Origin of the sequence: Enterobacter quasiroggenkampii (genome assembly GCF_043972695.1) — a bacterium.
In the GTDB taxonomy this organism is placed as follows: Bacteria; Pseudomonadota; Gammaproteobacteria; order Enterobacterales; family Enterobacteriaceae; genus Enterobacter; species Enterobacter quasiroggenkampii.
The window spans coordinates 1,872,168-1,890,480 of sequence record NZ_CP143745.1; the positions used below are offsets into that span (position 1 = coordinate 1,872,168).

The following is an 18,313-nucleotide window of genomic DNA, read 5'->3' on the forward strand; positions in this document are numbered from 1 at the left end:
TACCTGAATAAACAAAGCAATAGGCGTGCCAGAATTGAAGTCTGGAGGGAATTGTCGGGTGGCGGCTGCGCCTTACCCGACCTACGGGAACGGAAATGTTGAAGGTAGGCCGGGTAAGGCGTAGCCGCCACCCGGCAACAGAAGGGAAGGTTATTTACGACGCTGGCGCAGGCTCATCAGCACCGCGCCAAAGCCGAACAGCGCGGTCAGGATCCACAGCGGCCAGTTGCCGGTACGGGCGTATGGCGTCAGCCCCGTGGTCGGGGTGACGTGAGTGGTCAGTACCTCACGGGTGAACTGTGGGATCATGGCCTGGATTTCACCCTGCGGACCAATCACGGCGGTGATACCGTTGTTGGTGCTGCGCAATAACGGACGCGCCAGCTCCAGGGAGCGCATGCGTGCCATCTGGAAGTGCTGCCACGGGCCGATTGACTTACCAAACCAGGCATCGTTAGAGATGGTCAGCAGATAGTCCGTATCCGGGCGGAAATTATCGCGCACCTGCTCGCCGAGGATGATTTCGTAGCAGATGGCCGCCGTCAGGGCAACGCCGTGCGCGTGCAGCTGAGGCTGAACGTACGGGCCGCGGCTGAAGGAGGACATCGGCAGATCGAAGAAGGGGGCCAGCGGGCGCAGAATCGACTCCAGCGGCACAAATTCACCAAACGGCACCAGGTGGTTCTTGTTGTACCGGTCAGTGGAGTGGTAGCTGTATTCGCTGTCTTTGCCGAGCGTAATGATGGTGTTGTAAGTGTCGTAGCGGTTCTGCTGATTCAGACGCGCATCGACAATCCCGGTGATCAGCGTGCTGCCACGCGAGAGCAGCAGGTCGTTCATCATGTTGAGGAATGGCTGCTGGTTGATCTCCAGATCGGGAATGGCAGACTCCGGCCAGATAATCAGCTGCGATTTACCCATCACCTCTTCGGTGGCGTTAGCGTAGATCTTCAGCGTATTCAGCAGCTCTTTCTCGTCCCACTTCATGGACTGCGGGATGTTCCCCTGAACCATGGAAACCTGCATAGCGCGCGCGGGCTCAGGCGTGAACCACTGGATATAGCGCAGCGGGAAGGGAAGAGCGAACAGCACCAGCGCCACAGCTAGCGGCTTCCAGCCGCGCGTGACCAGCGTCAGGACCAACAGGCCGCTGACCACCATGAGCAGGAAGTTAATGGCCTCAACGCCCATGACCGGCGCCAGGCCTTTGAGCGGGCCGTCAATCTGACTGTAGCCGAACTGCAGCCACGGGAAGCCGGTCAGCACCCAGCCGCGCAGGAATTCCGTGATTTGCCAGACCACCGGTGCGGCAATGGCGACGCGCAGCCAGCTGGTTTTGGGCCACAGGCGAGAAAGGATGCCGGCGAACAGGCCGGTATAAAGCGAGAGATAGGCGGCGAGCAGTACCACCAGGAAGACGTTAACCGGGCCCGGCATACCGCCAAACTGGGCGATGCTGACGTAGACCCAGTTAATACCTGAGCCAAACAGCCCCAGTCCCCAGAAGTAGCCGATAGCAGCAGCCTGTACCGGACGACGATTCAGGGTCAGACCCTGAAGCCCCATTAGGGAGAGAATGGCCGCAGGCCAGATGTCGTAAGGAGAAAAAGCCAGCGTACCGCTGGCTCCGAGTAACAGCGCCAGCAGCAAACGGACGCGCTGGCGTTCAAGCAATGGGGCAAATGCCATTTACATTAATCTTCCAGTTTTGGCACCGGTGAGTCGTCCGGCGTTCTGACATGAACCTGTATAATACGTCGGCTGTCGGCCATGGCTACTTTGAACTGGTAACCGTCGATGTCAACGGTCTCACCGCGCGCCGGGAGATGGCCAAAGGCCTGCATCACCAGACCGCCAATGGTATCGACCTCTTCGTCGCTGAAGTGGGTCCCGAAGGCGTCGTTGAAGTCCTCGATGGAGGCCAGCGCACGCACGGTCCAGGTGTGGCGGCTGAGCTGACGGAAGTCGATATCCTCTTCTTCGTCATACTCATCTTCGATTTCGCCCACGATCAGCTCAAGGATATCCTCGATCGTGACCAGACCGGAGACGCCACCAAATTCATCAATAACAATCGCCATGTGGTAACGCTGAGAGCGAAACTCTTTCAGCATCCGATCCACACGTTTACTTTCCGGCACAACCACGGCCTGGCGTAACACTTTTTCCATGCTGAAGGCTTCGGCATCGCTGCGCATAAACGGCAGCAGATCTTTCGCCATCAAAATCCCTTCGATGTGATCTTTATCTTCGCTGATGACCGGGAAACGCGAGTGGGCGGATTCGATGATCACATCGAGGCACTCGTCCAGGGTCTGGTTACGTTTCAGGGTGATCATCTGCGAGCGGGGGATCATGATATCGCGAACGCGCTGGTCGGCGATGTCCATAACCCCTTCGAGCATTTCGCGCGTATCTTCGTCGATAAGGTCGTTCTGCCCGGAATCACGAATCAGCTCCAGCAGTTCATCACGGTTTTTGGGTTCGCCGTGGAAAAGCTGGTTCAGAATGAGGGAGAAAAATCCCTTTTTACTGGTTGTCGTGTCGCTACTGTGTGAATTGTCGTCGCTCATGGCGTTTGTTAAGGGTTCTCTTGTTAGTTCAACGTTTACCGCCACGCGATGTCCTTTGGTGGCGGCAGGTGAGTCAGTCAGGTGACGGACTATTCTTTCTCGGCAATGTACGGATCCTCATAGCCCAGAGCAAGCATTATCTCTGTCTCGAGGGACTCCATCTCTTCCGCTTCGTCGTCTTCGATATGATCGTAGCCGAGCAGATGCAGGCTGCCGTGTACCACCATGTGCGCCCAGTGGGCTTCAAGGGGTTTCTGCTGCTCTTTGGCTTCCTGTTCAACCACCTGACGGCAGATGATCAGATCGCCCAACAGCGGCATCTCGATGCCCGGTGGGGCTTCGAACGGGAAAGAGAGCACGTTGGTCGGCTTATCTTTCCCGCGATAGGTCAGGTTAAGCTCATGGCTTTCTGCTTCATCCACCAGGCGAATCGTGACTTCTGATTCTTCCTGAAACTGCGGGATAACGGCATCCAGCCATTTCTGAAACTGTGCCTCATCTGGCATGCCGGAATTGTCTTCACAGGCCAGCTGTAAATCGAGGATCACCTGACTCATTTCTGTTCTTGCTCCTGCGCTTCGCGCTTACGTTCTGCGGCCAGTTCGGCCTTACGCTTCTGATCCGCCTCTTCCCAGGCTTCATAAGCGTTAACGATACGCGCGACCACCGGGTGGCGTACCACGTCTTCACTGTGGAAGAAGTTAAAGCTGATTTCGTCGACCTCGGCCAGCACCTCGATGGCGTGGCGCAGGCCCGATTTGGTGCTGCGCGGCAGGTCAATCTGGGTGACGTCGCCGGTAATCACCGCTTTCGAGTTAAAGCCAATACGCGTCAGGAACATCTTCATCTGTTCGATGGTGGTGTTCTGGCTCTCATCGAGAATGATGAACGCATCGTTCAGCGTGCGGCCGCGCATGTAGGCGAGCGGGGCCACTTCGATAACGTTACGCTCAATGAGCTTCTCGACCTTCTCAAAGCCCAGCATTTCGAACAGCGCATCGTATAAAGGACGCAGATACGGATCGACCTTCTGGCTCAGATCGCCTGGCAGGAAGCCCAGTTTTTCACCGGCCTCAACGGCAGGGCGGGTCAGCAGGATACGTCGGATCTCCTGACGCTCCAGCGCATCGACCGCAGCGGCAACGGCAAGATAGGTTTTACCCGTACCCGCCGGCCCCACGCCGAAGGTGATGTCGTGGTCGAGAATATTGGCGATGTACTGCGCCTGGTTTGGCGTACGCGGCTTGATGACGCCACGCTTGGTCTTAATGTTGATCGCCTTGCCATAGTCCGGCACGCTCTCCGCGCTCTGCTCAAGCACGCGCGCCTCTTTAATGGCGAGGTGAATCTGCTCCGGTTCGATATCCTGAATTTCGCCGCGCATGGGGGAGGTGTCGACATACAGGCTACGCAGAATGTCCGCAGCGGCGTTGACGCAGATAGGGCGTCCGGTGAGTTTGAAATGATTATCGCGACGATTGATTTCGATACCCAGACGTCGCTCCAGTTGTTTGATGTTGTCATCAAACGGCCCGCACAGGCTCAGCAGGCGAGCGTTGTCTGCTGGCTCAAGGCTAATTTCACGCGTATCTATGTTCAAACTGTTCCTCTTTGATTGATTAACTGACCCGCTGCCACACGGCGCAATAAAACGGTCATTACCGAAATTATTCACGCCACAGAATAAAGGCGCAAGCGTTGCGGAAGATATTGGGGGCGATGAGAGGAAATACAAGGCCTGCCAAAAGAGGCAGGCCTGAAGGATTAGGGCTGGTAAATCCCAACGCCAGAATCGTTTTCTTTGCGGGTACGCGAGATCACGGATTGCGGTGACTCTGCGATACGCAGGCCCATTTCGTCTTCGGTGCGGACGACCTTCGCGCGCAGCGAGTTGGTCAGCACTTCGACAATCTCGACGTCCACAAACTTACCGATCATATCCGGGGTGCCTTCAAAGTTCACCACGCGGTTATTTTCCGTACGGCCAGAGAGCTCCATAATGCTCTTGCGGGAAGTGCCTTCCACCAGAATGCGCTGAACGGTGCCGAGCATGCGGCGACTCCAGGCGTTGGCCTGCTGGTTGATACGCTCCTGCAGAATATACAGACGCTGCTTTTTCTCTTCTTCCGGCACATCGTCAACCATATCGGCCGCCGGTGTTCCAGGACGCGCGGAGAAGATGAAGCTGTAGCTGACGTCAAAATTCACTTCGCCGATGAGCTTCATGGTGCGCTCGAAGTCATCAGCGGTTTCGCCAGGGAAGCCGACGATAAAGTCAGAGCTAATCTGGATATCCGGACGCGCTTCACGCAGCTTGCGGATGGTGGATTTATACTCCAGCACCGTATGCGGGCGGCCCATCAGGTTCAGCACGCGGTCCGAGCCGCACTGGATCGGCAGGTGCAGGAAGCTCACCAGCTCTGGCGTATCGCGATAGACGTCAATAATGTCGTCGGTAAATTCCATCGGATGGCTGGTGGTAAAGCGAATGCGGTCGATGCCGTCAATCGCGGCCACCAGACGCAGCAGCTCGGCAAAGCTGCCGGTCGTGCCGTCGTAGTTCTCACCGCGCCAGGCGTTAACGTTCTGGCCCAGCAGGTTCACTTCGCGCACACCCTGCGCGGCAAGCTGCGCGATTTCAAACAGAATGTCATCTGCCGGGCGGCTGACCTCTTCACCACGGGTGTACGGCACCACGCAGTACGTGCAGTATTTGTTGCAGCCTTCCATGATGGAGACGAAGGCGGTCGGGCCATCGGCACGTGGCTCAGGCAGACGGTCAAATTTTTCGATTTCCGGGAAGCTGACGTCCACGACCGGGCTACGGTTACCGCGAACCTGATTGATCATCTCAGGCAGACGGTGCAGGGTCTGAGGGCCAAAGACGATGTCCACATACGGGGCTCTCTGGCGGATCAGCTTGCCTTCCTGCGACGCGACGCAGCCGCCCACGCCGATGATCAGGTCCGGATTTTTTCGTTTAAGAAGTTTCCAGCGGCCTAACACATGAAAGACTTTTTCCTGCGCTTTTTCACGAATTGAACAGGTGTTCAGCAGCAGCACATCGGCTTCTTTCGCATTTTCAGTCAGCTGGTATCCGTGGGTGGTATCCAGCAGATCGGCCATCTTGGATGAATCGTATTCGTTCATCTGACAGCCCCAGGTTTTTATATGGAGTTTTTTAGTCATCGACTTGCTCAGCTCAGGATTGCAAGCCGCGTATTGTAATGCTTTGGTGGGGTTGTGACCAGTATGAAGGTTGTGTGTCTCAGGACCGCAAAAATCCGGTAAACTTAAGGGATTCTCCAATAAGGAAAATTGACCATGACACTCCAACACACCGAAGTTGCCGTTGTCGGCGGCGGTATGGTCGGCGGCGCGCTGGCGCTGGGGCTGGCGCAGCAGGGATTTGAGGTAACGGTAATCGAACAGGCGGCTCCGCCAGCCTACGATCCCGCCAGTAAACCGGATGTGCGCATTTCCGCTATCAGCGCGTCGTCCGTCGATCTGCTGCGCGGGCTGGGCGTCTGGGAGACGGTGCTGGCGATGCGCGCTCATCCTTACAGCCGTCTTGAAACCTGGGAATGGGAAAATGCCCACGTCGCGTTTGATGCCGCTGAGCTGAAGCTGCCGCGCCTGGGCTATATGGTGGAAAACAATGTGCTCCAGCTGGCGCTCTGGCAGGCGCTGGAGGCGCACCCGAAGGTGACGCTGCGCGTTCCTGCGTCGCTTAAGGCGCTGCATCCTCACGAGAGCGGCTATCTACTGACGCTCGACAGCGGCGATGAGCTGTCCGTGAAGCTGGTCATCGGGGCGGATGGCGCTAACTCGCAGGTCAGACAGATGGCGGGGATCGGGGTTCATGCCTGGCAGTATGAACAGTCCTGTATGCTGATTACCGCCAGGTGCGAGAATGCGCCGGGTGAAAGCACCTGGCAGCACTTTACGCCGAACGGCCCGCACGCCTTTTTACCGCTCTTCGATAACTGGGCGTCGCTGGTGTGGTACGACAAACCGGCGCGCATTCGCCAGCTGCAGGGAATGAACATGGAACAGCTGCAGCGCGAAATTCTGCTGCACTTCCCGAGCCGTCTGGGACACGTCACGCCGGTCGCCGCCGGGGCGTTCCCGCTCACGCGCCGTCATGCGTTGCAGTATGCCCGCGAAGGCTTAGCGCTGGTGGGGGATGCGGCACACACCATTCATCCGCTGGCCGGGCAGGGCGTGAACCTGGGGTATCGTGACGTCGATGCCTTACTGGATGTGCTGGGCTTCGCCCGCGGACACGCGGAAAACTGGGCCAGTCATCAGGTGCTGAAGCGTTATCAGACGCGGCGTATGGCGGATAACTTCCTCATGCAGTCGGGAATGGATTTGTTCTATGCCGGGTTTAGCAATGACGTAGCCCCGGTGCGTATTCTGCGTAACATAGGTCTGATGGCAGCGGAACGCGCCGGTGGCCTGAAGCGTCAGGCCCTGAAGTACGCCCTCGGACTCTAAACTTTTTTCCCTCTCCCCGCGGGAGAGGGCCAGAGTGAGGGAATCAGGCCGCACAATTTTGTACAAAAACAAAAAAGCCCGCAGAGCGGGCTTTTTTGTTACTAAGTGGCTGGGGTGCAGGGATTCGAACCCCGGAATGCTGGTATCAGAAACCAGAGCCTTACCGCTTGGCGACACCCCAATTGCGTTAAACAAGCTGCTTAACGACTTTTTTAAATTGGCTGGGGTACGAGGATTCGAACCTCGGAATGCCGGAATCAGAATCCGGTGCCTTACCGCTTGGCGATACCCCAACAATTTTTTTTCATTACCGAACAACATCGATAATCTAAATTTGGTGGCTACGACGGGATTCGAACCTGTGACCCCATCATTATGAGTGATGTGCTCTAACCAACTGAGCTACGTAGCCAGTACTGCAATCTTCGATGGCTGGGGTACCTGGATTCGAACCAGGGAATGCCGGTATCAAAAACCGGTGCCTTACCGCTTGGCGATACCCCAATACCGCGGAGAACCGCAAAATCGAAGAAATATGGCTGGGGTACCTGGATTCGAACCAGGGAATGCCGGTATCAAAAACCGGTGCCTTACCGCTTGGCGATACCCCATCCGTGCAACGCTTACCCGGGAATGGTGCGGGAGGCGAGACTTGAACTCGCACACCTTGCGGCGCCAGAACCTAAATCTGGTGCGTCTACCAATTTCGCCACTCCCGCAAAAAAGATGGTGGCTACGACGGGATTCGAACCTGTGACCCCATCATTATGAGTGATGTGCTCTAACCAACTGAGCTACGTAGCCATCTTTTTTCGCGTTACCTTATCGGCGTTGCGGGGCGCATTATGCGTATAGACCCTTGCAGCGTCAACACCTTTTTCAACGAAAATAGCCGGAATGTGACTGTTTGGTTAGGTTGCGAACAGCGTGACCGAATATTCGGCAATTATTGGTTATTAATCGGTTTTAGCTGTGCAAAAGCGGGGCAAAAAAAATCAGGCCCCGCAGGGCCTGATGATGAAATGCACGATTATTTGTAGGCTGACTGGTGAACGCCTACCGCACGTCCTGACGGATCGTTCATGGATTTGAACGATTCATCCCATTCGATCGCTTTGGCAGACGAGCAGGCGACGGACGGGCCACCCGGTACGCACTCCGCAGCGCTCGGTACCGGGAACAATTCTTCAAAGATTTCACGGTAGAGATACGCTTCTTTCGATCCCGGCGTGTTGTACGGGAAGCGGAAGCTTGCGGTTTCCAGCTGTTGGTCAGAAACCTGTTTCGCCGCCACCTCTTTCAGGGTGTCGATCCAGCTGTAGCCTACGCCATCGGAGAACTGCTCTTTCTGACGCCATGCCACGCTCGCTGGCAGGTAGGATTCAAAACATTCACGCAGGATATGTTTTTCCATTTTTCCGTTGCCGCACATCTTGTCCTGCGGGTTGATGCGCATCGCCACGTCGAGGAATTTCTTATCCAGGAACGGCACGCGCGCTTCGACACCCCATGCCGACATCGCTTTGTTGGCACGCGCGCAGTCAAACATATGCAGCGCCTGGAGTTTACGCACGGTCTCTTCGTGCAGCTCTTTGGCGTTTGGCGCTTTATGGAAGTACAGGTAGCCACCAAACACTTCGTCAGAACCTTCACCGGAGAGCACCATTTTGATGCCCATCGCCTTGATCTTACGCGACATCAGGTACATCGGCGTTGAAGCGCGGATGGTGGTCACGTCATAGGTTTCGATGTGGTAGATCACATCGCGGATCGCATCCAGGCCTTCCTGCACGGTGAAGTGAATTTCATGGTGCACGGTGCCGAGGTGGTTTGCGACTTCCTGCGCGGCTTTCAGATCCGGCGCGCCTTCCAGGCCCACGGCAAAGGAGTGCAGCTGTGGCCACCAGGCTTCTGAGCGCTCCTGATCTTCCACGCGACGAGCCGCAAATTTCTTGGTGATTGCGGAGATCACGGAGGAGTCCAGACCGCCAGAGAGCAGCACGCCGTAAGGTACGTCTGACATCAGGTGGCTTTTCACGGAATCTTCCAGCGCCTGACGCAGCTCGGCTTTGTCCGTGACGTTGTCTTTTACCGCGTCGTAATCGAACCAGTCACGCTGGTAGTATGGACGGATCTCGCCGTCTTTGCTCCACAGGTAGCTGCCCGCCGGGAACTCTTTGATGGTGCGGCAGACCGGCACCAGGGCTTTCATTTCAGAGGCAACGTAGAAGTTGCCGTGTTCATCGTGGCCCATGTACAGCGGGATAATACCGATGTGGTCACGGCCAATCAGGTAAGCGTCTTTTTCGCTGTCGTACAGGGCAAAGGCAAACATACCCTGCAGGTCGTCCAGGAACTCAGGACCTTTCTCCTGATACAGCGCCAGGATCACTTCACAGTCGGACCCGGTCTGGAACGCGTAGCGGTCGCCGTACTCGGCGCGCAGCGCCTGATGGTTGTAGATCTCACCGTTGACAGCCAGCGCGTGCGTTTTTTTCTCGTTATACAGCGGCTGTGCACCGGCGTTGACGTCAACAATAGACAGACGTTCGTGAGCCAGAATCGCTTTGTCACTGGCGTAAACGCCTGACCAGTCCGGTCCGCGATGGCGCATCAGGCGGGACAGTTCGAGTGCCTTTTTACGCAGTTCGCCTGCGTCAGTTTTAATATCCAGTACGCCAAAAATTGAACACATAACCTTCTCCGTTAACCCTGTTGCTTTGTAATGTTGCTTGCTTATGAAAATGCCGCAAAGGGGCAGGGCGCGCAAGCGTTTTACGGGTGAAAACGGAAATAGTGCAATGGTGGTTGCGGATCGGTGAAAAATGCGTATGTCATGAGTGCTTTTATTGATGATTATGCAATGAAAACGCTTTTTCTTTAGATGTGACCATGTTTTGCAGGCGAGAAAATAAAAAACCACGCCCTGAGGCGTGGTTCGGTATCAGATGATGTCAATCTCATCGACGGAGGGGTAAATCCAGCTTGGACGGAATGGCATTGAGTCAATGTCATCAAGCTGAGAGACGCCTGACAGGACCAGAATCGTCTCCAGGCCAGCCTGGAAACCGGCAAGAATATCGGTGCGCAGGTTGTCGCCGACAATCACGGTCTCTTCTGAGTGGGCCTGCATCTTGTTGAGTGCGGCACGGATGATCCACGGGCTGGGCTTGCCGACGTAGAACGGCTTGCGCCCGGAGATCTTCTCGATACCGGCACACAGCGCACCGCAGGCCGGATAAAAACCACGACCGTGGGTATCCGGGTTGGTCGCAATAAAGCGCGCGCCGTTAGCCACAAAGAAGGATGCCTTATGCATCATCTCCCAGTTGTAGGAGCGCGTTTCACCCACAATCACAAAGTCCGGGTTGACGTCGGTGATGGTAAAGCCCGCTTTGTATAGTTCATGGATCAGCGCACCTTCACCCACCACGTAGGCTTTTTTCCCTTCCTGACGCTTCAGAAAATCCGCCGTGGCCATCGCCGAGGTATAAAACACGCTGTCCGGGACGTCGACCCCTGCCGTGGCAAAGCGGTTTGCCAGATCCTGACCGGTCTGAGAAGGGTAGTTCGTGAGAAGAACCAGAGGCATTCCTTTGTCGATGATGCGGTGAAGAAACTCCGCAGCACCCGGCACGGCAACGTTGTCGTGCATCAGCACGCCGTCGATATCACAAATTACATTCTTAATGGTCATGGACAGTCCGACATTAAAAAAAGAAGGCGTTACTATAAGGTCCGATCAACTTTCCAGCAAATGCTGGAGCAGAATTCCGTTGAGCATGGCGCGTTTGACCAGCGCGAACGCGCCAATCGCCGAACGATGGTCAAGCTTTGAACGAACCACCGGAAGATTCTGGCGGAATGCTTTCAGCGCCTGGGTGTTAATACAGCCTTCAATCGCGGGGAGCAGCACCTTTTCCGCTTCCACAATTTCACCGGCGATCACCACTTTTTGTGGGTTAAACAGGTTAATGGCGATGGCGATGGTTTTCCCCAGATGGCGCCCCACCTGCTCGATCACTTCACAGGCCAGCGCGTCGCCTTTATTAGCGGCTTTGCAGATGGTGCCTATCTTGCAGTCGTCCAGCGTGACGCGGCTTTGATAACCCTGTTCAAGCAGATGGCGAACGCGCTGCTCGATGGCCGTGTTGGCGGCGATGGTTTCAAGGCAGCCAAAGTTGCCGCAGTGGCACCGTTCCCCGAGGGGCTCAACCTGAATGTGGCCGATCTCACCGACGTTACCGTTGCGACCAATAAAGATTCGGCCATTAGAGATAATGCCTGCGCCCGTACCGCGGTGGACACGCACCAGAATAGAGTCTTCGCAGTCCTGGCTCGCACCAAAGTAGTGCTCTGCCAGCGCCAGAGAGCGGATGTCATGGCCCACAAAGCAGGTCACTTTGAAGCGCTTTTCCAGCGCGTCGACCAGCCCCCAGTTTTCAACCTGAATGTGCGGCATATAGCGGATCACGCCGCTTTCCGGGTCGACCAGACCGGGCAGTATCACCGAGATGGCGATGAGTTCGCGGATCTTACGCTGACAGCTTTCAATAAACTGCGCGATAGTATTCAGCAGCGCATGCTCCAGCGTCTCCTGGGTGCGTTCCGGAAGGGGATAATGCTCTTCCGCAATGGCTTTGCTGCTCAGATCGTACAGCGTGAGCGTGGTGTCATGACGGCCGAGCCGGACACCAATCGCCTGGAAATTGCGGGTTTCGGTAATAATAGAGATGGCGCGGCGGCCCCCGGTGGAGGCCTGCTGATCGACTTCTTTGATCAGACCGCGCTCAATGAGCTGGCGGGTAATTTTTGTCACGCTGGCGGGAGCAAGCTGGCTTTGTTCGGCTATCTGAATCCGCGAGATGGGTCCGTGTTGGTCAATCAGGCGATACACCGCCGCACTGTTAAGTTGTTTAACGAGATCGACATTACCGATTTGAGCTTGTCCGCCAGGTGTCATACTTTTACTTACTCAGTGACGACCTCGTTACCATTAACGATGGTCTTAATAATTTTATAATCGTGTGTGAATGCCGTCAGGTTTGCAACCATACCTGGTGCAATTCCGCCGAGCTGTTTATCCACGCCGATTGCGCGCGCCGGATAAAGGGTTGCCATGCGCAGGACTTCCTCAAGCGCAATCCCGCAGTGCTCAACCAGGTTACGTACCCCTTCAATCATGGTCAAAGAGGAACCGCTCAGCGTACCGTTTTCATCCACACACAGTCCATTGCGGTAGTATATTGTTTTACCGGCAAAAATGAACTGCTCAATATTTGCACCTGCCGGCGCGGTAGCGTCCGTCACCAGGCAAAGCTTGTCACCTTTCAGCCGCTTGGCATTGCGAATGTTGGTGTAATCGACGTGTAAGCCGTCAGCAATAATGCCGCAGTAGACGTCTGGCTCATCCAGAATCGCCCCGACCAGACCCGGTTCACGCCCCGTGATATACGGCATGGCGTTATACAGGTGCGTCGCGAAGGTAATGCCCGCGCGGAAACCGGCTTTCGCTTCTTTCAGCGTGGCGTTTGAGTGGCCTGCTGAAACCACAATTCCGGCGGCGGCCAGCTTGCTGATGACGTCCGTGCCGGTCATTTCCGGTGCCAGCGTCACTTTGGTGATCACATCGGCGTTGGCACACATATAGTCAACCAGCTCCGCATCGGGCTTACGCACGTAATCCGGGTTATGCGTTCCTTTCTTGACCATGTTCAGCCATGGCCCTTCAAGGTGCAGACCGAGCGCCTGATTTGGGTGTTTGGCCAGATATTCGCGCATCACGCGGATACCCTGCTTCATCAGGTCATCACTGCTGGTGATGAGCGTCGGCAGATAGCTGGTGCAGCCCGATTTCTCGTTGGCTTTCTGCATGATCTCCAGCGTTTCTACCGTTACCGCATCGGCGGTATCATTGAATTGCACACCGCCGCAGCCGTTGAGCTGTACGTCGATGAAACCGGGGGAGATTACTGCTCCATTGAGTGAGCGCTGTTCAATCTCCGGCGGCAGTTCTGCCAGCGGGCAAACACGTTCAATCAGGCCATTCGCGATAACAATCGCGTGGTCATCCAGAATTTCATGGCCGGTATAAATCCGACCGTGGGTTAAAGCGTACATAACGACCCCCGGTTAAAAAAAGCGGCCGCCTCTTGAGAAAGAGGCGGTTATTCAATTACAGACCTTTGATGTTCTCGGCTTCTAACTCGTTGAAGTATTTCAGCGTTTTAACCTTCAGCTCCATCGTGGACGGCTCGTCGCAGACGATGACTGATTTAGGATGCAGCTGCAGACAGCTGATGGTCCACATATGGTTAACGTTGCCTTCAACAGCAGCCTGGAGCGCCTGCGCTTTCACGCCGCCCAGCACCAGAATCATCACTTCTTCGGCATCCAGCAGGGTGCCTACGCCTACGGTCAGGGCGTATTTTGGAACCTGGTTAACGTCACCGTCAAAGAAGCGGGAGTTTGCCACGCGCGTGTCATGGGTCAGCGTTTTAATACGGGTACGAGAAGCCAGAGAGGACGCCGGTTCGTTAAACGCGATATGACCATCATTACCTACGCCACCCATGAACAGGTGGATTTTACCGTAGGAACGGATTTTTTCTTCATACTGACGGCATTCTGCGTCAATATCCGGCGCGTTTCCATTCAGCAGGTTAATATTTTCAGCAGGGATATCAACGTGATCAAAGAAATTGCGGTGCATAAAGCTATGGTAGCTTTCCGGATGGTCTTTCGGTAAGCCAACGTATTCATCCATATTGAAGGTCACAACATGTTTGAAGCTAACCTGGCCTGCTTTATGCATCTCAACCAGCGCCTTGTAGGCGGTCAGCGGCGTGCCGCCGGTCGGAAGGCCAAGAACGAAAGGACGATCGGCGGTCGGCTTGAACGCGTTAATGCGGTTTACGATATGGCGAGCGGCCCATTTACCGACTTGTTCAGCAGTTGCCAGGGGAATCAGTCTCATTGTTCACCTCAAAGTTTAAGTAGAAGAGTGGGCGGATGGCTTCGGAACCTGATACTAAAGCGTAACCTGGAAACTTTCAGGCCGGATCAATCCGCCTTGATTTTTTGAATGATAAAATAAGTTTTCGCTGTTAGCCAGTGTAAGGGAGGGCTGAATACGATATTTGGTGACAAAAATCACAAAAAATAGGTGTTTAATTTGCGATACGAATTAATTTTTCACACACTCAGACTGCCAGTGAATTATCAACGGTATCTATCGTTCGTGACACAATAAAAACATAGTTTATGCGCGAGCCTGAAAAACGGGTCTCGTAGGGGGAATAGGATGAATATTTTAGGTTTTTTCCAGCGCCTCGGTAGGGCTTTGCAGCTCCCTATCGCCGTGCTACCGGTTGCAGCGTTGCTGCTGCGATTCGGGCAACCCGATCTTCTTAACGTACCGTTTATTGCTCAGGCTGGCGGTGCTATTTTTGACAACCTGGCGCTGATTTTCGCCATCGGTGTTGCCTCAAGCTGGTCAAAAGACAGCGCGGGTGCTGCAGCGCTGGCAGGGGCAGTCGGTTATTTCATCCTGACGAAAGCGATGGTAACGATTAACCCAGAAATCAACATGGGCGTGCTGGCAGGTATCATTACCGGTCTGGTCGGTGGTGCTGTGTACAACCGCTGGGCAAACATTAAGCTGCCAGACTTCCTGAGTTTCTTTGGCGGCAAACGTTTCGTGCCAATCGCGACGGGCTTCTTCTGTCTGGTTCTGGCCGCTATCTTTGGCTACGTCTGGCCACCGGTACAGCATGCGATCCATGCGGGCGGTGAGTGGATTGTTTCAGCGGGTGCAGTGGGCTCAGGTATCTTTGGTTTTATCAACCGTCTGCTGATCCCAACCGGTCTGCATCAGGTGCTGAACACTATCGCATGGTTCCAGATTGGTGAGTTCACCAATGCTGCGGGCACCGTATTCCACGGCGACATCAACCGCTTCTACGCGGGTGACGGCACCGCAGGCATGTTCATGTCTGGCTTCTTCCCAATCATGATGTTTGGTCTGCCGGGCGCTGCGCTGGCAATGTACCTGGCTGCGCCAAAAGCGCGTCGCCCAATGGTTGGCGGCATGCTGCTGTCCGTTGCGATTACCGCGTTCTTGACCGGCGTAACCGAGCCGCTGGAATTCCTGTTCATGTTCCTGGCGCCGGTGCTGTACCTCATGCATGCGGTGCTTACCGGTATCAGCCTGTTTGTGGCGACCCTGCTGGGTATCCATGCTGGCTTCTCCTTCTCTGCAGGCGCGATCGACTACGTGTTGATGTACAACCTGCCGGCGGCAAGCAAGAACGTCTGGATGCTGGTGGTAATGGGTCTGGTCTTCTTCGTCATCTACTTCGTGCTGTTCACTGCGGTTATTCGTATGTTTAACCTCAAAACGCCGGGCCGCGAAGACACCAAAGACGAAGTGGTCACCAACGAAGCCAACAGCAATACCGAAGAGGGTCTGACTCAGCTGGCGACCAGCTATATCGCTGCCGTCGGGGGGACTGACAACCTGAAAGCCATTGATGCCTGCATCACCCGTCTGCGTCTGACGGTGGGTGACTCTGCGCGCGTCAGCGACGCAATGTGTAAACGCCTTGGTGCATCGGGCGTGGTTAAACTGAACAAACAAACTATCCAGGTTATCGTGGGTGCCAAAGCGGAATCCATCGGTGACGAAATGAAAAAAGTGGTTGCCCGTGGACCGGTCGCGGCGGCGTCAACCGACAGCGCACCTGCGTCGACGGCTGCCCCGGTAGCGAAGCCACAGGCCGTGCCTAACGCCGTGACGGTGGCCGCGCTGGTCTCTCCGGTAACGGGTGACGTGGTTGACCTTGAGCAGGTACCTGATGAAGCGTTCGCCAGCAAAGCGGTCGGTGACGGTGTGGCGGTGAAACCAACGGATAAAACCGTGGTGTCTCCGGCGGCCGGTACCATCGTGAAAATCTTCAACACCAACCACGCGTTCTGCCTCGAAACCGAAAAGGGCGCGGAGATCGTTGTCCACATGGGTATCGATACCGTTGCGCTGAATGGTCAGGGCTTTACTCGCCTGGTGGAAGAGGGCGCTGAAGTGGTGGCCGGGCAGCCGATTCTGGAAATGGATCTGGACTTCCTGAATGCCAACGCGCGTTCCATGATTAGCCCGGTGGTTTGCAGCAACATCGACGACTTCAGCGGTCTGGTCATCCAGGCGAAAGGTCAGGTTGTTGCGGGTCAAACCCCGCTGTACGAGATTAAAGGCAAGTAATAGCTCCTGAGTAGAGTCATGCCTTAAGCGGCGGGGGATATCCTCCGCCGCTTTTTTTTGCAGCAAAAGCCCCCATTATTTTCATCTGATACGTATTTTCCGTAACTAAGGGTTGTCACTACGTCCGGCTTATAAGATCATATGCCGTTATACGTTGTTTACGCTTTGAGGAATCCACGATGAGTGAGGCTGAAGCCCGCCCGAGTAACTTTATTCGTCAGATCATCGATGAAGATCTGGCCAGTGGTAAGCACACCACAATTCATACCCGTTTTCCGCCGGAGCCGAACGGCTACCTGCATATCGGGCATGCGAAGTCCATCTGCCTGAACTTTGGCATTGCGCAAGACTACCAGGGACAGTGCAACCTGCGTTTCGATGACACCAACCCAGTAAAAGAAGACATCGAATACGTTGAGTCCATCAAAAATGACGTGCAATGGCTGGGCTTCAACTGGTCTGGCGATATCTGCTACTCCTCTGACTACTTTGATCAGCTGTATGCCTACGCGGTAGAGCTTATCAACAAAGGTCTGGCGTATGTTGACGAACTGTCTGCAGATGAGATCCGTGAGTACCGCGGTACGCTGACCGCGCCGGGCAAAAACAGCCCGTTCCGCGATCGCAGCGTGGAAGAGAACCTGGCGCTGTTTGAAAAAATGCGCGCCGGTGGTTTCGAAGAAGGCAAAGCCTGCCTGCGTGCCAAAATTGACATGGCATCGCCGTTCATCGTAATGCGCGATCCGGTGCTGTATCGTATTAAGTTCGCTGAACACCACCAGACTGGCAACAAGTGGTGCATCTACCCGATGTACGACTTCACCCACTGCATCAGCGATGCGCTGGAAGGCATCACCCACTCGCTGTGTACACTGGAGTTCCAGGACAACCGTCGTCTGTACGACTGGGTGCTGGATAACATCACCATTCCGGTGCATCCGCGCCAGTACGAGTTCTCTCGTCTGAATCTGGAATACACCGTGATGTCCAAGCGTAAGCTGAACCTGCTGGTGACCGACAAGCACGTTGAAGGCTGGGATGACCCGCGTATGCCGACCATCTCCGGTCTGCGCCGTCGTGGTTACACCGCGGCGTCAATCCGTGAATTCTGCAAGCGTATCGGCGTGACCAAGCAGGACAACACCATTGAGATGGCCTCTCTGGAATCCTGCATTCGCGAAGATCTCAACGAAAACGCCCCGCGCGCGATGGCCGTTATCGATCCGGTGAAACTGGTCATCGAGAACTATCCGCAGGGCGAGAGCGAACTGGTCTCCATGCCTAACCATCCGAACAAACCGGAAATGGGAAGCCGTGACGTGCCGTTCAGCGGCGAGATCTGGATTGACCGCGCTGACTTCCGTGAAGAAGCCAACAAGCAGTACAAGCGTCTGGTGCTGGGTAAAGAAGTACGTCTGCGTAATGCTTACGTCATCAAAGCCGAGCGCGTTGAAAAAGATGCGGAAGGGAATATCACCACCATCTTCTGTTCTTATGACGCTGAGACGCTGAGTAAAGATCCGGCGGATGGCCGCAAGGTGAAGGGCGTTATCCACTGGGTGAGCGCAACCCACGCGCTGCCGGTCGAGATCCGTCTTTACGATCGTCTGTTCAGCGTGCCTAACCCAGGTGCGGCGGAAGACTTCCTGGCGACCATCAACCCGGAATCGCTGGTGATTAAGCAGGGTTATGCGGAGCCGTCCCTGAAAGCGGCTGAAGCGGGCAAAGCGTTCCAGTTCGAACGTGAAGGTTACTTCTGCCTGGACAGCCGTTACAGCACGGCGGAAAAACCGGTATTTAACCGTACCGTAGGCCTGCGTGATACCTGGACGAAGATCGGCGAATAATATTCCTGTTCTGGTCAATGAGAGACAAACGCCGCATTATGCGGCGTTTTTTTATTTAACGATCAGAGTATTAAGCCAGGGACTAAAGAGGCGTTCTGAAAATAACAGGTCAATGAGGTGCTACTTATTTTTTAAAA

13 protein-coding genes and 7 tRNA genes are annotated in these 18,313 nt (G+C 55.1%); 3 read left to right on the forward strand and 17 right to left on the reverse strand.

Annotated features, from left to right (window positions below; translation table 11 throughout):
* Positions 1-150: 150 nt before the first annotated feature.
* From lnt to miaB, 5 genes are all read right to left on the reverse strand, one after another.
* Positions 151-1,689, reverse strand: coding sequence for an apolipoprotein N-acyltransferase (gene lnt, locus V1572_RS08925; protein WP_045909586.1), 1,539 nt, complete (start codon positions 1,687-1,689; stop codon positions 151-153).
* Between the two features lie 5 nt (positions 1,690-1,694).
* The gene (gene corC, locus V1572_RS08930; protein WP_021242574.1) at positions 1,695-2,573 is read right to left on the reverse strand and encodes a CNNM family magnesium/cobalt transport protein CorC; all 879 of its coding nucleotides are present in this window, start codon (positions 2,571-2,573) and stop codon (positions 1,695-1,697) included.
* A gap of 89 nt (positions 2,574-2,662) precedes the next feature.
* A complete protein-coding gene (gene ybeY, locus V1572_RS08935; protein ID WP_008501052.1) occupies positions 2,663-3,130 on the reverse strand; it encodes an rRNA maturation RNase YbeY in 468 nt (155 codons plus the stop codon).
* Complete coding sequence (locus tag V1572_RS08940; protein WP_008501053.1) at positions 3,127-4,173, reverse strand: PhoH family protein; 1,047 nt, start codon at positions 4,171-4,173, stop codon at positions 3,127-3,129. Before V1572_RS08940 ends, ybeY begins: the two co-directional genes overlap by 4 nt.
* A 164-nt stretch (positions 4,174-4,337) precedes the next feature.
* A complete protein-coding gene (gene miaB, locus V1572_RS08945) occupies positions 4,338-5,762 on the reverse strand; it encodes a tRNA (N6-isopentenyl adenosine(37)-C2)-methylthiotransferase MiaB (protein ID WP_045909585.1) in 1,425 nt (474 codons plus the stop codon).
* Between the two features lie 135 nt (positions 5,763-5,897).
* Here miaB and ubiF point away from each other — a divergent pair, with 135 nt between their 5' ends.
* A complete protein-coding gene (gene ubiF / locus V1572_RS08950; RefSeq protein WP_048226093.1) occupies positions 5,898-7,073 on the forward strand; it encodes a 3-demethoxyubiquinol 3-hydroxylase in 1,176 nt (391 codons plus the stop codon).
* A 106-nt stretch (positions 7,074-7,179) separates the two neighbouring features.
* Here the strand turns inward: ubiF and V1572_RS08955 are convergent.
* The 12 genes from V1572_RS08955 to nagB form a co-directional block, all read right to left on the reverse strand.
* Positions 7,180-7,254 (reverse strand) — tRNA-Gln (locus V1572_RS08955).
* Between the two features lie 37 nt (positions 7,255-7,291).
* A tRNA-Gln gene (locus V1572_RS08960) sits at positions 7,292-7,366 on the reverse strand.
* A 42-nt stretch (positions 7,367-7,408) separates the two neighbouring features.
* Positions 7,409-7,485, reverse strand: a tRNA-Met gene (locus tag V1572_RS08965).
* Positions 7,486-7,502: 17 nt separating this feature from the next.
* Positions 7,503-7,577: transfer RNA gene (locus tag V1572_RS08970), tRNA-Gln, on the reverse strand.
* 32 nt (positions 7,578-7,609) lie between these two features.
* A tRNA-Gln gene (locus V1572_RS08975) sits at positions 7,610-7,684 on the reverse strand.
* A gap of 23 nt (positions 7,685-7,707) precedes the next feature.
* Positions 7,708-7,792, reverse strand: a tRNA-Leu gene (locus V1572_RS08980).
* Between the two features lie 8 nt (positions 7,793-7,800).
* A tRNA-Met gene (locus V1572_RS08985) sits at positions 7,801-7,877 on the reverse strand.
* A gap of 226 nt (positions 7,878-8,103) precedes the next feature.
* Positions 8,104-9,768, reverse strand: coding sequence for an asparagine synthase B (gene asnB / locus V1572_RS08990; RefSeq protein WP_021242994.1), 1,665 nt, complete (start codon positions 9,766-9,768; stop codon positions 8,104-8,106).
* Positions 9,769-10,017: 249 nt separating this feature from the next.
* Positions 10,018-10,770: a ribonucleotide monophosphatase NagD gene (gene nagD, locus V1572_RS08995; RefSeq protein ID WP_008501057.1), complete on the reverse strand. Its 753-nt coding sequence runs from the start codon at positions 10,768-10,770 to the stop codon at positions 10,018-10,020.
* Between the two features lie 45 nt (positions 10,771-10,815).
* Positions 10,816-12,036, reverse strand: a complete 1,221-nt coding sequence (locus V1572_RS09000) for an N-acetylglucosamine repressor (protein ID WP_021242995.1) — start codon at positions 12,034-12,036, stop codon at positions 10,816-10,818.
* Between the two features lie 8 nt (positions 12,037-12,044).
* Positions 12,045-13,193 carry an N-acetylglucosamine-6-phosphate deacetylase gene (nagA, locus tag V1572_RS09005; protein WP_023343588.1) on the reverse strand — a complete coding sequence of 383 codons (1,149 nt, stop codon included), beginning with the start codon at positions 13,191-13,193 and terminating at the stop codon, positions 12,045-12,047.
* 55 nt (positions 13,194-13,248) lie between these two features.
* A complete protein-coding gene (gene nagB / locus V1572_RS09010) occupies positions 13,249-14,049 on the reverse strand; it encodes a glucosamine-6-phosphate deaminase (protein WP_008501061.1) in 801 nt (266 codons plus the stop codon).
* A gap of 327 nt (positions 14,050-14,376) precedes the next feature.
* On the opposite strand from nagB, the gene nagE reads away from it, so the two are divergent.
* Together nagE and glnS are read left to right on the forward strand one after the other, a co-directional pair.
* A complete protein-coding gene (gene nagE / locus V1572_RS09015) occupies positions 14,377-16,329 on the forward strand; it encodes a PTS N-acetyl glucosamine transporter subunit IIABC (RefSeq protein ID WP_048226098.1) in 1,953 nt (650 codons plus the stop codon).
* 179 nt (positions 16,330-16,508) lie between these two features.
* On the forward strand, positions 16,509-18,176 hold the full coding sequence (gene glnS, locus V1572_RS09020; protein ID WP_045909581.1) for a glutamine--tRNA ligase: 1,668 nt from the start codon (positions 16,509-16,511) through the stop codon (positions 18,174-18,176).
* Positions 18,177-18,313 lie beyond the last annotated feature (137 nt).